The 13,788-nt window shown below is 67.7% G+C and carries 11 protein-coding genes; 6 read left to right on the forward strand and 5 right to left on the reverse strand.

Annotated elements, in window-relative coordinates:
* Positions 1-161: 161 nt before the first annotated feature.
* Together CRM90_RS21420 and CRM90_RS21425 are read left to right on the forward strand one after the other, a co-directional pair.
* Positions 162-1,715, forward strand: a complete 1,554-nt coding sequence (locus CRM90_RS21420; RefSeq protein ID WP_102808950.1) for a molybdopterin-dependent oxidoreductase — start codon at positions 162-164, stop codon at positions 1,713-1,715.
* A gap of 51 nt (positions 1,716-1,766) precedes the next feature.
* A complete protein-coding gene (locus CRM90_RS21425; protein WP_102808951.1) occupies positions 1,767-3,302 on the forward strand; it encodes an ATP-dependent DNA ligase in 1,536 nt (511 codons plus the stop codon).
* Here CRM90_RS21425 and CRM90_RS21430 read toward each other — a convergent pair.
* From CRM90_RS21430 to CRM90_RS21440, 3 genes are all read right to left on the reverse strand, one after another.
* The gene (locus CRM90_RS21430) at positions 3,299-3,973 is read right to left on the reverse strand and encodes a maleylpyruvate isomerase N-terminal domain-containing protein (RefSeq protein ID WP_102808952.1); all 675 of its coding nucleotides are present in this window, start codon (positions 3,971-3,973) and stop codon (positions 3,299-3,301) included. The genes CRM90_RS21425 and CRM90_RS21430 overlap by 4 nt on opposite strands.
* 13 nt (positions 3,974-3,986) lie before the next feature.
* Positions 3,987-5,609 carry an NAD(P)/FAD-dependent oxidoreductase gene (locus CRM90_RS21435; protein WP_233209440.1) on the reverse strand — a complete coding sequence of 541 codons (1,623 nt, stop codon included), beginning with the start codon at positions 5,607-5,609 and terminating at the stop codon, positions 3,987-3,989.
* 190 nt (positions 5,610-5,799) lie between these two features.
* Positions 5,800-7,077 (reverse strand): ATP-binding protein, encoded by a 1,278-nt coding sequence (locus tag CRM90_RS21440; RefSeq protein ID WP_102808953.1) that lies wholly within the window; start codon positions 7,075-7,077, stop codon positions 5,800-5,802.
* A gap of 195 nt (positions 7,078-7,272) precedes the next feature.
* Between CRM90_RS21440 and CRM90_RS21445 the strand changes: the two genes are divergently transcribed.
* Positions 7,273-9,567, forward strand: a complete 2,295-nt coding sequence (locus CRM90_RS21445; protein WP_199189987.1) for a carbon starvation CstA family protein — start codon at positions 7,273-7,275, stop codon at positions 9,565-9,567.
* Positions 9,567-9,704, forward strand: coding sequence for a CstA-like transporter-associated (seleno)protein (locus CRM90_RS21450; protein ID WP_502693298.1), 138 nt, complete (start codon positions 9,567-9,569; stop codon positions 9,702-9,704). The genes CRM90_RS21445 and CRM90_RS21450 overlap by 1 nt, the downstream gene beginning before the upstream one ends.
* Here the strand turns inward: CRM90_RS21450 and CRM90_RS21455 are convergent.
* Complete coding sequence (locus CRM90_RS21455; RefSeq protein ID WP_233209441.1) at positions 9,701-10,321, reverse strand: nucleoside/nucleotide kinase family protein; 621 nt, start codon at positions 10,319-10,321, stop codon at positions 9,701-9,703. The two genes, CRM90_RS21450 and CRM90_RS21455, sit on opposite strands and share 4 nt — an antisense overlap.
* Positions 10,322-10,554: 233 nt before the next feature.
* Between CRM90_RS21455 and CRM90_RS21460 the strand changes: the two genes are divergently transcribed.
* Together CRM90_RS21460 and CRM90_RS21465 are read left to right on the forward strand one after the other, a co-directional pair.
* The gene (locus tag CRM90_RS21460) at positions 10,555-11,787 is read left to right on the forward strand and encodes an acyl-CoA dehydrogenase family protein (protein WP_102809001.1); all 1,233 of its coding nucleotides are present in this window, start codon (positions 10,555-10,557) and stop codon (positions 11,785-11,787) included.
* The gene (locus tag CRM90_RS21465; RefSeq protein WP_102808956.1) at positions 11,787-12,923 is read left to right on the forward strand and encodes an acyl-CoA dehydrogenase family protein; all 1,137 of its coding nucleotides are present in this window, start codon (positions 11,787-11,789) and stop codon (positions 12,921-12,923) included. Before CRM90_RS21460 ends, CRM90_RS21465 begins: the two co-directional genes overlap by 1 nt.
* Here CRM90_RS21465 and CRM90_RS21470 read toward each other — a convergent pair.
* Positions 12,920-13,759 (reverse strand): SDR family oxidoreductase, encoded by an 840-nt coding sequence (locus CRM90_RS21470; protein WP_102808957.1) that lies wholly within the window; start codon positions 13,757-13,759, stop codon positions 12,920-12,922. The two genes, CRM90_RS21465 and CRM90_RS21470, sit on opposite strands and share 4 nt — an antisense overlap.
* Positions 13,760-13,788: the final 29 nt, after the last annotated feature.

The raw sequence follows: 13,788 nt of genomic DNA on the forward strand, positions 1-13,788 counted from the left end.
CGATACTCCTGTCCGTTGACGCGGCACGGTTCCCGTGCCGCTTACAGTTCGCAGTTCAATTCGCGGGGACACCTCGGTGGCGCCCAAGCCGGTACGCACGTTACCGCTCGTCATCGAACGGTAATGACCAAGGGTGCCTACCCAGCGGTAGGTTGGCTGGCATGGCCCGATCCACGATCGGTCTGCGGATGGGAGCGGGGGTGGCTGCGGCCGCCGTCGCCCTCGGTGTAGTCCAACTGACAGCTGCGTTCTTCTCGCCGGCCGCCGACGCGCGTACCGCCGTGGGCACCGCGGTCATCAACGCGACGCCGGGTCCGGTGAAGGAATGGGCGATCCTGACCTTCGGCACGGCCGACAAACTGTTCCTCTCGGTGGCGGTCATCGCCGTGATCGGGCTGCTGGCCGCCGTCGCCGCAATCTGGGAACGATCCCGCGTCCCGGTCGGCTCCGTGGCGTTCCTGCTCGCGGCCGCAGCCGGAAGCGCGGCAGTGCTGGCCCGGCCGGGTGCACGGCTGGTCGACATCACCCCCACCCTGCTCGGCGCGGTCTGCGGGATCGCGGTCCTGCGGCTGCTCACCTCCGGCCGCATCGTCGACGGCCGCTCCGGCGACGGCCGCGCCACCGACGCCTCCGACGACGCCGGGGTGGATACCGGGCGCCGGCTGTCGCTGGCGACGCTCGGGTTCGCCGGACTCGGGTTGCTCGGCGGCGTCGCGGGTGTGGTGGTCACCCGACGACTGCACTCGGTGTCCGGCGACCGGGACACCTTCGCACTGCCCTCGGCCGCACCACCGTCTCCGGTTCCCGCCGACGTCACACCGGCCGGCGTCCAACTGCCGAGCTTCATCACCGGCAACGGCGACTTCTACCGCATCGACACCGCTCTGAGCGTTCCGCAGCTCTCCCGTGCCGACTTTCGGCTGCGCATCCACGGGATGGTCGACCGCGAAATCACCTACACCTTCGACGATTTGAAGAAGTTCGAGCCGATCGACAAGGTCGTGACGCTGACGTGCGTGTCCAACCCGGTCGGCGGCGACCTCATCTCGAACGCCACCTGGACCGGTTACCGGGTCAGGGACCTGTTGCGGGACAGCGGTATCCACACTGATGCCGACATGGTGCTCTCGACGTCAGTGGACGGGTTCACCGCGGGCACCCCGGTGGAGGCGCTCACCGATGCCCGCGACTCGATCCTGGCGATCGGGATGAATGGCGTTCCCCTGCCGGTCGAGCACGGCTACCCCGCCCGGCTGGTGGTGCCCGGGCTATACGGCTACGTGTCGGCCACCAAGTGGGTGGTGGACCTTGAGTTGACCCGCTTCGACCGGGTGCAGGCCTATTGGACCAAGCTCGGCTGGTCCGAACGCGGCCCGATCAAGACCGAGTCGAGGATCGACGTGCCGCGTGACGGTCAGAAGGTGGCCACGGGTCCGGTGACCTTCGGCGGGGTGGCGTGGGCGCAGAACCGGGGGGTGAAGGCCGTCGAGGTCCGTATCGACGACGGTCCGTGGCAGCCTGCGCAGCTGGGTTCGGCCTACTCGAATGACACCTGGCGGCTGTGGAGCTTCCCGTGGACCGCCACCCAGAGCGGGTTCCACACGATCACGGTCCGCGCCACCGACAACACCGGTGCGGTACAGACTCAGGACCAGGCGCCACCGGCGCCCGACGGCGCGACGGGCTGGCACTCGGTGTCCTTCGAAGTCGCCTGACACCGTGGTTGTCCCGAGCTGGTTGTCGTAGTGCCGTGCCACGCTGGAGCCATGTTGCTCGGCGATGTCGTGGCCGCCTCCGCCGTCGTGTCGGCGACGTCATCGCGGCTGGCCAAGGTGGCGCGAATCGCCGAACTGTTGTCAGGCATCGGGGATCCGCGGACGGTCCAGGTCGTGGTGTCGTGGCTGTCCGGGGAGCTGCCCCAGCGACAGATCGGGGTGGGCTGGGCGGCGCTTCGGTCGCTGCCCGCACCAGCTGACGAATCCACGCTGACGGTGCACGCAGTCGATGCGACGTTCACCGAGATCGGTGCCGTCGCGGGCAAGGGCTCCCAAGCCCGACGGTCCGAGCTGCTCAGCGGACTGTTCGGCACGGCCACCGACGCCGAGCAGGTGTTCCTGCGCCGATTACTGGGCGGCGAGTTGCGCCAAGGCGCCCAGGCCGGGGTGATGGCTGACGCGGTGGCGAAGGCGGCAGGCCTGCCCACCGCGGCCGTTCGCCGAGCGGCCATGCTCGGTGGCGATCTGCCCGCGGTGGCGGCCTCAGCGCTTGCCGGCGGGGCCGACGCCCTCGGCGACTTCACCCTCACGGTGGGCAGGCCGGTCGGTCCGATGCTGGCTCAGACCGCGACCGGTGTGACGGACGCGCTCGAACGCCTCAGTGGCGACGCGATTTTCGAGGCCAAGCTCGACGGAGCTCGCGTGCAGATTCACCGCTCGGGCGATGACGTGACCGTCTACACCCGCAGCCTCGACGACGTGACGGCCCGGTTGCCCGAGGTGGTGGACGCCGCGCTGGCACTGCCGGTGACGTCCCTGATCGCCGACGGCGAGGCGATCGCGCTGCGCCCCGACAACCGTCCGCACCGATTTCAGGTCACCGCATCCCGGTTCGGGAAGAGCACTGATGTGGCCGCAGCCCGGGCGGCACAACCACTTTCGGTGTTCTTCTTCGACATCCTGCACCTTGACGGCGTCGACCTGTTGGACGAACCGACGCATGCCCGGCTCGCCGCGCTGGACGCGATCGTGCCTGCCGACCAGCGCGTCGACCGGCTGGCGACCACGGATGCCGCTGCCGCACAGCAGTTCCTGGACGTGACCCTGGCCGCCGGACACGAAGGTGTGATGGCCAAATCGCCCGCCTCCCCCTACGAGGCGGGCCGCCGCGGTGCCAGCTGGCTCAAGGTCAAGCCGGTGCACACCCTTGATCTGGTGGTGCTGGCGGTGGAATGGGGTTCGGGCCGGCGGACCGGCAAGCTGTCGAATATCCATCTGGGGGCCCGCGATCCGGACACCGGTGACTTCGTGATGCTGGGCAAGACGTTCAAGGGCATGACCGACGCGATGCTGGAGTGGCAGACCGCACGGTTCAGCGAACTGGCGACCGGTCCGCTCGACAAATATGTGGTGCCGGTGCGGCCCGAGCAGGTCGTCGAGATCGCGTTCGACGGCGTGCAGGGCTCCAGCCGGTATCCCGCGGGGATGGCGCTGCGCTTCGCGCGGGTGCTGCGGTATCGCGACGACAAGAGCCCGGCCGAGGCCGACACCATCGACACCGTGCGGGCGTTCTACGAGCGGGACTAGCTTGCCGGCACGGGCTGATCATCGATGCGCGTGCCGAACACGCCGAATCCGTGGATCATCTCCTCGGTGGGCGCCGGCGTCCATTCCCACGCAGCGATCTGATTCAACGAGCGGCGACTCAGGTTGGCGCGCAATAGTTCATAGCCGTCGGCACGCAGCAGCGTCATCGGCTCCCCTGAGCCGCAACACCACTGCAGGTCTTGGTCATCCACGATGAGCAGGGTCGTGCTGCGCCGCAGTTGCCTGCCGAGATAGAGCATCGTCACGTCCAGGAATGGCTGCCAGTGCTCGCGGTTCACTCGCGGAAATCCCAGCGCCTCATGCAGATCCGCCTCGTGGCAGATGGTGTCGATGGCCAGGTTGGGTCCGTAGAGTTGCTCGTCGGTCAGGGTGGCGTCAGCGGCCCCACCGATCCGGTCCCATTCGGCCATCAACTCTTCGATCGAGTTGCGCCGACGTTCCCGGACGTGACGTGCCGTCCACTGATCGCTCGTCACTGCGTCCAAGCGTCCGCTGACGGCGTCGGCCGCACATCCGACCAGGTGCGCCATCAGCTCGTGCACAGTCCATCGCGGAGTGGCAGGTACGTGTGATTGAAGCTGCTCGCCAGTGAGCGTGGCGGCAAGGTCTTGCACCCGACCCCGGGCTGTGCGATAGATCGTCTCGAGCATGACTGTCCCGCTTTCAGTGAGCCGCGTTCTGCGAAAAAGCCAACGACCAGCCGTCGCCGGTACGCACCGCGACACTGGTGTTGCGACGGGGCCGCCGGCGGATCGGTCCCGTGATCGCGGTGCGGGCTTGGATCAACGCCACATCGGGTGTGAGATAACGCAGTCGGGTGATGTGGGTGGGCGCCCGGCGGCGACGCGCCTGACGGTCGACAAGCGCACGAATGGCCTGTTCGTCGCTTCCATTGAGCGACGAATGCGACGTGGCGGGCTGGGTGAAGAGTGTCGCTCGCGGATGGCGCAGGTCGGCGAGCAGGACTCGCGCGAGAAAGCGCCGGTCCCGCAGCCTTGCGGGCGGATCGATGAGGCCACGGACTCGTAAAATCTGTTCCGCCACAGCGATATCGGTGCCGGCAGCGCGCAATACCGCACGCTGCAGCCACGCCTGCGTGCGGTGCACCGAGGCGAGCTGGGGCTGATCGATGGTCCGGTTGACCGCCCACACCGGTCGGATGGATTCGGCCGCGGCTCGATAGAAGCGCCGGGGCAGGTCGGCGGAGCCCGTACCCAGGCAGTCGCGTAACGAAAGGGCCTGCAGGGCAGCCATGGTCATGCCTTGTCCATGGAGCGGGTTTAGGCTGCACAGAGCGTCGCCGAGGACAACCAGGCCCGGCGGTAGATCCGGCAATTGTTCATAGCGTCGCCACACCGCGCGGGTGTTGCGTGAGATCGAGATCTCGCCGATACAGGTGGCGTCACGTAGTCCGGCCACCATCTCGGCGGGCAACATCCGCTCGACTGTTCGCATCATCTCGGCGTATGTGCTTGGTGGCGAGCCACATTCATCTGAGCAGGACACCGCCAGCATCCAGGTGTCGCGTTCGTACGCGACGAGCATCGCTCCCGGCGCCTGCCTGCCCTGATTGACAAAGACCAGCCGCTGCCGAATGCGTCCCGGCGGGATACGTAAGAGCTGACTCGAGTACCCCCCGGTCGACGGGACCCGGTCCTCAGGCATCGCACCAAATCCCTGGTTCGTCAGGAAGCGTGCCGAGCACGCCGCGCGCCCGGTGGCGTCGACCACCAGATCGCCGCGGAGGATTGTCGCGCTGCCGGTCGCGCGGTCGATGATCCGCACGCCGGTGACCGAACCGTCCGCGAGCACCGGCCCCACGATGTTCCGCTGTCCGATGACGGTGACGTTCGCCAGCCCCGTCACGCGCCGGCGCAGATGAAACTCGAGGAACGGCCGACTGGCTTGGTAGGCCGCGACGGCTTGCGGATCTGCCAGGCGGCCAACGGGATTGATCTCATGATTTCCGATCCGGACATAGACCCGCGACAGGTCATCACCGTCGTCGACGACGGCCCCGTCCGCTCCCATCTCCTCGAGCATCCCGGGAAACAGCTCTCCGATCGCCTGCGTCCCGCGACTGAGCAGGCTGTGCAGATGGCGTCCCTGCGGCACGCCGGTCCGCTGCTCGGCGCGATCAGGCAGCGTGTCGCGTTCCACCACGGTGACCGACGCATAGAACTCCGAGAGCACCCGCGCGGCGAGCAGTCCCGCCATACCGGCGCCCAGAACAACCGCGTGCGAACCCAATTCGGCCATCTGATCGCCTCCGTCCCGCTGCGCCATGCGGTGGCATCCGCAGCCATGAGAAGTGACCCTACACCAAGATTAAGAAAAATAAGGGAAACTTATGGAAATTCTAAGGAGCTGCCGCAACCGGTGCCACTCGCGCTCACCGAGCCTGTTGTTACCGCGCCCTCTTCTCGCAGTTCTTCTCGGTAACAACAGCGTCGACGACGTCATCGCCGCACCCGCACTACACGCGAGCGAAATCGGTTTTGCCGCGCTCGAATTCGGCCAGCATGTCGGCGGTCAGGGTCGGTCGGACCTCGCCGATCGCAGCGAGGTAGTCCTCGGTGGTGGCCGGCTGGCCGAGGCCGTGGCGCATCTCGCGCTCGAAGGCGGCCTGTGCGCCTTTGCGCGCCGCGAACTCGATGTCGGCCGGGGTGAAGAACTCCGAGGCGCCGACCAGACCGTCGACGTCGACATGGACAAGCGCCTTGCCGAGGTAGCGCTGCCACACCGCCCTGCGGGCCGGTTGGTCCGGCGGACCGACGGGGATCACGTAGTCGAAGCGGCCGGGCCGCAGAAACGCCGAGTCCAGGGAGTGGACGGCGTTGGTCGCGCACACCAGAAGCCGGTTGTCCTTCTGCCGGAAGGCCGGGATCAGCTTCAGGAGTTCGTTGGTGACCCCCAGCTCGGCGGTGCTCGCGCCGGAGCGTGCGGTCGCGATCTCCTCCACCTCGTCGATGAACAACACCAGTTCGTCGAGTTCAGCCAGTTCGGCGAACGCCTCCCGCAGCGAGGCCGCCAGCCCACCGTTGCCGGTGGCTGCCAGCCGCGACGGGAAGAGCTCCACGAACGGCCAGCCGAGCCGCGACGAGATCGCCTTCGCGAAGCTCGTCTTCCCGGTTCCGGGCGGTCCGAACAGGATCACCGCTTTGGGCGGCTGCACCCCGTAGCGCTCAGCGACGTCCGGGTGCGCCAGCGGGTCGACGATGCGCCGCTCGATGATCTGCTTCTCCTGCTCCATGCCGGCCATCTCGTCGAATAGGCCGGGCGGCAGGAACTGACCGCCGAGTTCGTCGAGCAGATTCGCCTGGTCCAGGCCCAGATGCTCGACCATCTCGAAATAGACCAAACCCTCCCGGCGGGCGTAGCCGGAGTTCTCCATCGCCGCCGCACCGGTGGCCCCGTCGGGCAACACCGCGCAGATGCGTCGCACCCCCTGCGCACGCAGCCGTCGCTCCAGGTCACTGAGCAGAGCGCTGCCGATGCCGCGGTAGCGCCACCGCGAGCCGAGCGCGACCAGCAGAATCCAGGCCCGTTCGCCCTGGGTCTGCGCCACGGCCATGGCGACCACCTCGTCGCCCACTTCGGCGACCACGGCCGGCTGCCCGGAACGCGCGGCGGCCATCACCTCGGCAACGGTGAACACCGGCTCACCCGACCCGGGCGCACGGCTCTGATCCCACACCTGGATCGCTTGGTCGATGTCATCGTCGCGGTAGTCGCGCAAACGCCATGGCGGCATGGCCCACCTCCTCGGTTGCGATAGAGGGTGACGGCACAAGCCGCGAGGGGCATCCCCCAAGCGGGTGGTTTCGGGATGGGACCGACTGGTCGCAGACCCGCCGAAATCCGCCCCAATTGGAGGCCCGCCGAACCTGTGAATGAAAGGATCACCGCACGGCCCGACACTGCACATCTGGCGCAAGGGAGAAACACTGTGGCTGCACCGACCGGCGCGCCGTCGGAACACATGGAAGAGACCAGGGGCGACGTCACCTACATCCGCACCGACCCTGAGCTGCCGCCGGTGGCCATCGTCGACCGGTCACCGATCACGCTCCGGCACAAGCTGATCTTCGGTGCCGTCGCGGTCCTGGGCGCGATCGCATGGGCGATCATCGCGTTCTTCCGCGGCGAGACCGTCAACGCGGTGTGGTTCGTCATCGCCGCGATCTGCACCTACGTCATCGGATACCGGTTCTACGCCCGGCTCATCGAGATGAAGATCGTGCGCCCGCGCGACGAACACGCCACTCCCGCCGAGATCTTCGAGAACGGTACCGATTACATGCCCACCGACCGGCGGGTGCTGTTCGGTCACCACTTCGCGGCGATCGCCGGGGCGGGCCCGCTCGTCGGACCGGTGCTGGCCATGCAGATGGGATATCTACCCGGCACGATCTGGATCATCCTCGGCGCGGTCTTCGCCGGCTGCGTCCAGGACTATCTGGTGCTGGCGATCTCCACCCGCCGCCGCGGACGGTCTCTCGGCCAGATGGCCCGCGACGAGCTGGGGGCGTTCGGCGGGGCGGCGGCGATCATCGCGGTGCTGGCCATCATGGTGATCCTGCTTGCGGTGCTCGCGCTGGTCGTGGTCGGCGCGCTCGCCGAAAGCCCATGGGGGGTGTTCTCCATCGCGATGACGATTCCGATCGCCATCTTCATGGGTCTCTATCTGCGTTTCCTGCGGCCGGGACGAGTCTCCGAAGTCTCCGTGATCGGCGTCGCCCTGCTGCTGCTCGCCGTCGCCAGCGGCGGATGGGTGGCCGGAACCGATTGGGGCGCAGACTGGTTCACCCTGTCCAAGGTCACCCTGTCGTGGTGCATCATCATCTACGGCCTTGCGGCCTCGGTGCTGCCGGTGTGGTTCTTGCTGGCGCCGCGCGATTACCTGTCTACGTTCATGAAGGTCGGCACCATCGCGCTGCTGGCGGTCGGGATCTTGCTGGCCCGGCCGATCATGGAGGCCCCGGCGGTGTCCAAGTTCGCCGAGAGCGGCTCCGGTCCGGTGTTCGCCGGATCGCTGTTCCCGTTCTTGTTCATCACCATCGCCTGCGGCGCGCTGTCCGGTTTCCACTCGCTGATCTCATCGGGCACCACGCCCAAGCTTCTGGAGAAGGAAAGCCAGATGCGCTTGATCGGCTACGGCGGCATGCTCACCGAGTCGTTCGTGGCGATCATGGCGTTGATCACCGCCGCCATCCTCAACCAGCACCTCTACTTCGCGATCAACGCGCCATCTGCCCAGACCGGCGCGACGGCCGAGACGGCCGCCAAGTACGTCAACGGCCTTGGCCTGTCCGGCGCCCCGATCACCCCGGCGGAGATCAATGACGCCGCCGCGAGCGTCGGTGAGCACTCGATCATCTCGCGCACCGGTGGGGCACCGACGCTGGCGTTCGGCATGTCCGAGGTGCTGCACCAGGTGTTCGGCGGACCGGGGTTGAGGGCGTTCTGGTACCACTTCGCGATCATGTTCGAGGCGTTGTTCATTCTGACCACCGTCGACGCCGGCACCCGGGTCGCCCGGTTCATGCTCTCCGACGGACTGGCCAACCTCGGCGGCCCGTTCACCCGGTTGCGCAATCCGAGCTGGCGGGTGGGGGCATGGATCTGCAGTGTCGTGGTGGTTGCCGGCTGGGGTTCCATCCTGCTGATGGGTGTCACCGATCCCCTCGGCGGAATCAACACGCTGTTCCCGCTGTTCGGCATCGCCAACCAGCTGCTCGCCGCGATAGCGCTGACCGTCGTGACCGTGGTGGTGATCAAGCGGGGTCTGCTGAAATGGGCGTGGATTCCGGCGATCCCGCTGCTGTGGGATTTGACGGTCACGCTCACCGCGTCGTGGCAGAAGATCTTCTCGGGTGATCCGAAGGTGGGCTACTGGACTCAGCACTTCCAGTACCGCGCCGCCGCGGAGGCGGGCAAGACAGCGTTCGGATCGGCCAAGAACGCCGACCAGCTGCACGCCGTCATCCGCAACACCTTCATTCAGGGCACGCTGTCGATCGTGTTCGCCGCCGCGGTGGTCATCGTGTTCACCGTCGGCGTGATCGTGGCGGTGCGGGCCATCCGGGGCGGCGGCCCGCCGCTGAGCGACGACACCCCGGTGCCGTCGAAAATCTTCGGGCCGTCCGGGTTGATCTCCACCTCCGCGGAGAAGGAGGTGCAGAAGGAATGGGACGCGCTACCCGCGCAGCACGCCAAATCCGTTGGTACGTCGGCGCATTGATGGGCGATAGTCACTACCGCCGCTACGTCGAGCATCGCGTCCGCACCCACCCGGGCGAGCCTGTGCTGAGCGAGGCGCAGTACTGGCGCAAGCGGCACAGCGACGCCGACGCCAACCCGAGCGCCCGCTGCTGCTAACAGCCGTCGACGACGAGATCGCAACGCGGCCTTGCAGTCGCGATCAGCCGGGCGTTCGATTCGTCGACGGCGTCCACCCACTCCGCCGCGGCCTGCGGGGTGCGGCCGCCCTCGACGTGCCGCCGAACCAACCGCACCCGCCGCTGCCGCGCCGGGCAGTCGACGTAGTACAGCCGGTTCAGCAGCGGCCGCACCTGCGCCCACGCGCCGTCGGGCAAACCCAGATAGTTGCCTTCGGTGATCACCAGCCGACTGGTCGCGGGCACCACATGACCTGCGGCCACCGGTTCGTCGAGGCGACGCTCGAAGGCAGGCACATAGACATCTTCACGGCCGTACTCCTCGACGATGCGACGCAGGACGGCCAGATAACCGGCGGCGTCGAAGGTGTCGGGCGCGCCTTTGCGGTCACGTCGGCCCAACTCCTCGAGCACCGCGTTGGACAGATGAAAGCCGTCCATCGGGACGTAGGACGCGCCGTCGAAACGGCCCAAGAGCGCTTGCGCCACCGTCGACTTCCCGGCGCCCGGCGGCCCGGTGATGCCCACCAGAACCCGGCCCGGCGCCGTGTCGAGCAGCCCGGCGACGTCGGCGGCGAGTATTTCAACAGCGGACACGATGGACTGAAACCTACCGTGAACAGACGAAAGGCCCGGTCCCTTGTCCAGGGACCGAGCCTCTCAGTGTCACGTGTGGGGGGACGCCCGACGGCGTCCTCCCGACCTGTTCCCCGGGTTGGGGCACCTCAAACCCGAGAGCGCAGAATGAGTGACACCCAGCGCAAGCCCGCCACCGACGACGGGCTACGGTTACTTCTGAGAACGGCCGTGTGCAGATGGAGGAACAGCTGATGGACCTGTCGTGGTCGGCGAAAGATCTCGAGTTCCAAGACGAGGTGCGGGCGTTCCTGGACGAGAAGCTCACTCCTGAACTGCGGCAGGCCGGCCGCCTGATGACCAGCGTCTACGCCGACCACGAGGCCAGCATGGCCTGGCAGGCGATCCTCCACGAGCGGGGCTGGGCCGCTCCGGCGTGGCCGGTCGAATACGGCGGCTGCGATTGGACCCTGACCCAGCACTACATCTTCAGCCGCGAGTCGACTCTCGCCGGGGCTCCGGCGCTGTCGCCGATGGGGATCTCGATGGTCGCCCACGCCATCATCGCCTACGGCACGCCTGAGCAGAAGGACTACTTCCTCCCCCGCATCCTCACCGGCGAGGTCTTCTTCTGCCAGGGCTATTCCGAACCCGAGGCCGGCTCGGACCTGGCGTCGCTGTCGATGTCGGCGGTGCGGGACGGCGACGACCTGGTCTGCACGGGCAGCAAGATCTGGACCACCCATGCCGGCGAGGCCAACTGGATCTTCGCCCTCGTTCGTACCTCGCGTACGGGCCGCAAGCAGCAGGGCATCACCTTCGTGCTGATCGACATGAGCACTCCGGGCATCGAGATCCGGCCGCTGGTGATGACCTCCGGCGAGCAGGTGCAGAACCAGCTCTTCTTCGACGGGGTGCGGGTGCCCACATCGAATGTGATCGGCCAGATCGACGACGGCTGGACGGTGGCCAAGTATCTGCTGGAGTTCGAACGCGGCGGCGGCGCGACGGCACCGGGGCTGCAGGCGATGGCCCGGGCCATCGCCACGGCGGCGACCGAGCAGCCCGGGCCCGACGGCGGCCGGCTGATCGACAACCCGGCGTTCGCCGCCAAGCTCGCCGATGTCGGGATCCGCGCGGAGGTACTCGAGATCCTCGAATTCCGGGTCCTGACAACGGTCGCCGAAGGCGGCCACCCGGGCGCGGCGTCGTCGATGCTGAAGATCCTGTCCACCGAACTCTCGCAGGCGATCACCGAGCTGGCGATGGAAGCGGCCGGCCCGCACGGCCGGGCATACCAGCCGCACGCCACCAAGCCGGGCGGTCCGGTCGCCGACTTCGAGCCGCCGGCAGACGGCTACGTCAGCGGCCAGCCGTGGCAGGCGGTGGCGCCGCTGCGGTACTTCAACGACCGGGCCGGCTCGATCTACGCGGGCAGCAACGAAATTCAGCGCAATATTCTGGCCAAAGCGACCCTGGGGCTGTAATGGACTTCAACCTGAACAAAGAACAAGAGCTCCTGCGCGACGGCCTTGGCAAGTTCTTGGCCACCCGCTACGACCTCGAGAAGAGCCGCACCGCGGCCAAGATCGGACCAGGCTGGCAGCCCGAGATCTGGCGTGCTCTGGCAGACGACCTCGGCATCCTCGGCGCCGCCTTCCCGGAGTCGGTCGGCGGGATCGGCGGCGGCCCCGTCGAAATCATGGTGATCGCCGAGGAACTCGGCCGCGCACTGGTGATCGAGCCCTTCATCGACACCGTCGTGGTCGCCGGTGGCCTGCTGCAGCGCGCCGACCACCCATCCGCTGTCGCGCTGTTGGAGCGCATCGCGGACGGCAGCGCGATCGTCGTCCTGGCCGGCACCGAGCCGGACAACGGTGACCACGCGGTGTCCACCACCGCGGTCCGCGCGGGCGACGAGTGGGTCATCACCGGCAACAAGATCGTCGTCACCGCCGCCCCGCTGGCCACCCATCTGCTGATCACCGCCCGAACCTCAGGTGAACCCGCTGACCCGCATGGGGTTTCGCTGTTTCTCACCGAATTCGACCCCGCCAGCCCGCCGCCCGGAGTCGAGGTGCACGGCTACCGCACCATCGACGACCGGAGCGGAGCCGACCTCACATTCGACGGCCTGCGCCTGCCCGCCGACGCGCTGCTCACCGAGGACGCGGCCGGTTCGCTGGCCCGCGCTCGCGACGAAGGCGCGGCGGCGGTGTGCGCAGAGGCGGTCGGAAGCATGCGAAAAGTGTTGTCCGACACGGTCGAGTACTGCAAGCAACGCCAGCAGTTCGGTCAGCCGATCGGCACGTTCCAGGTTCTGCAACATCGCATGGTCGACATGTACATGGAGCTCGAGCAGTCCGTCGCCGCGGTCTACCTCGCGGTCCTGAACATCGAGGCCGAGCCGAAGGTTCGGGCCCGGGCGGTCTCGGCGGCCAAAGCGACCATCGGGCGAGCCGCGCGGTTCATCGGCCAGAACGCCGTCCAACTCCACGGCGGCATGGGGATGACCGAGGAATTGGCGATCGGCCACTACTTCAAGCGACTCACCGCGCTGCAATACGAGTTCGGCTCCACCGACGAGCACCGCGCTCGGTACGCGAAACTGACTCGTCCTTAGGCGTTTTGGGCGGCCACCCGGGCCCGTTCGCGCATCGAGGCGATCACGCCGCCGTCGTTGAGGATGTCGGTTCCGGTCAGATAGGTGGCCCGGTCGCTCGCGCAGAACGCGAACAGTTCGGCCATCTCCTCGGCCTTCCCCCAGCGGGGCACCGCGGCGTTGGCGACCATCGCGCCGGCACCGGCGTCGGCTTCCAACAGACCCATCTCGGTGTCCACAGATCCCGGCGACACCGAGACGATGCGCAGGCCGCGGCCGTTGAACCGCTCGGCCTGTGCGGAGCTGTACCACCTGACGAAGGTCTTGCTCACGCTGTAGGCCAGCCCGGAGCGCATCTCCTCCCCCGCGATGTCGCACGCCGCCAGCATCTCGGTCAGGAACCGTGGTTCATCGGTGAAGGCCAGATCGAAATGTTGGGCGGGGACGATTTCGTCGGGCAGCATGTGCGACGCCATCGACGCCACGTTGACGATCGCCGATCCGTCGGCGGCCGTGGCGAAAAACGCTTCGTTGACCCGGAGAGTGCCGATGGCGTTGGTGGTCATGACGTAGTCGGCGTCGCCCATACTCGGGCTGACACCCGCGGTGTGGATCACCGACGCGATCGGCCCGAGGCCGGCGGCGGTCTCGAACAGTCGCGCGACGGCATCGCGGTCGGTGACATCGCCGTGCACCGGTGTCGCCGAGATCCCCAGGCTCTCCAGCTCCGCGACGGCGCCGTCGAGCCGGTCCTGCCGGACGTCGCAGAGCACCACCGTGTGATCCCGGCCGACGATCCTGGCGGTGGCCCGACCCATGCCGCCCGCGCCCCCGGTGATTACCGAAACCCGTGTCATGCCCGGACGATATCTGGCCCGTTCGCGCG

This window comes from Mycobacterium sp. ENV421 (assembly GCF_002887815.1).
In the GTDB taxonomy this organism is placed as follows: domain Bacteria; phylum Actinomycetota; class Actinomycetes; order Mycobacteriales; family Mycobacteriaceae; genus Mycobacterium.

Coding starts and splice junctions, on each gene's coding strand:
- CRM90_RS21420 (WP_102808950.1), top strand. CDS start 162: ATGGCCCGATCCACGATCGGTCTGCGGATGGGAGCGGGGGTGGCTGCG.
- CRM90_RS21425 (WP_102808951.1), top strand. CDS start 1,767: ATGTTGCTCGGCGATGTCGTGGCCGCCTCCGCCGTCGTGTCGGCGACG.
- CRM90_RS21430 (WP_102808952.1), bottom strand. CDS start 3,973: ATGCTCGAGACGATCTATCGCACAGCCCGGGGTCGGGTGCAAGACCTT.
- CRM90_RS21435 (WP_233209440.1), bottom strand. CDS start 5,609: ATGGCGCAGCGGGACGGAGGCGATCAGATGGCCGAATTGGGTTCGCAC.
- CRM90_RS21440 (WP_102808953.1), bottom strand. CDS start 7,077: ATGCCGCCATGGCGTTTGCGCGACTACCGCGACGATGACATCGACCAA.
- CRM90_RS21450 (WP_502693298.1), top strand. CDS start 9,567: ATGGGCGATAGTCACTACCGCCGCTACGTCGAGCATCGCGTCCGCACC.
- CRM90_RS21460 (WP_102809001.1), top strand. CDS start 10,555: ATGGACCTGTCGTGGTCGGCGAAAGATCTCGAGTTCCAAGACGAGGTG.
- CRM90_RS21465 (WP_102808956.1), top strand. CDS start 11,787: ATGGACTTCAACCTGAACAAAGAACAAGAGCTCCTGCGCGACGGCCTT.
- CRM90_RS21470 (WP_102808957.1), bottom strand. CDS start 13,759: ATGACACGGGTTTCGGTAATCACCGGGGGCGCGGGCGGCATGGGTCGG.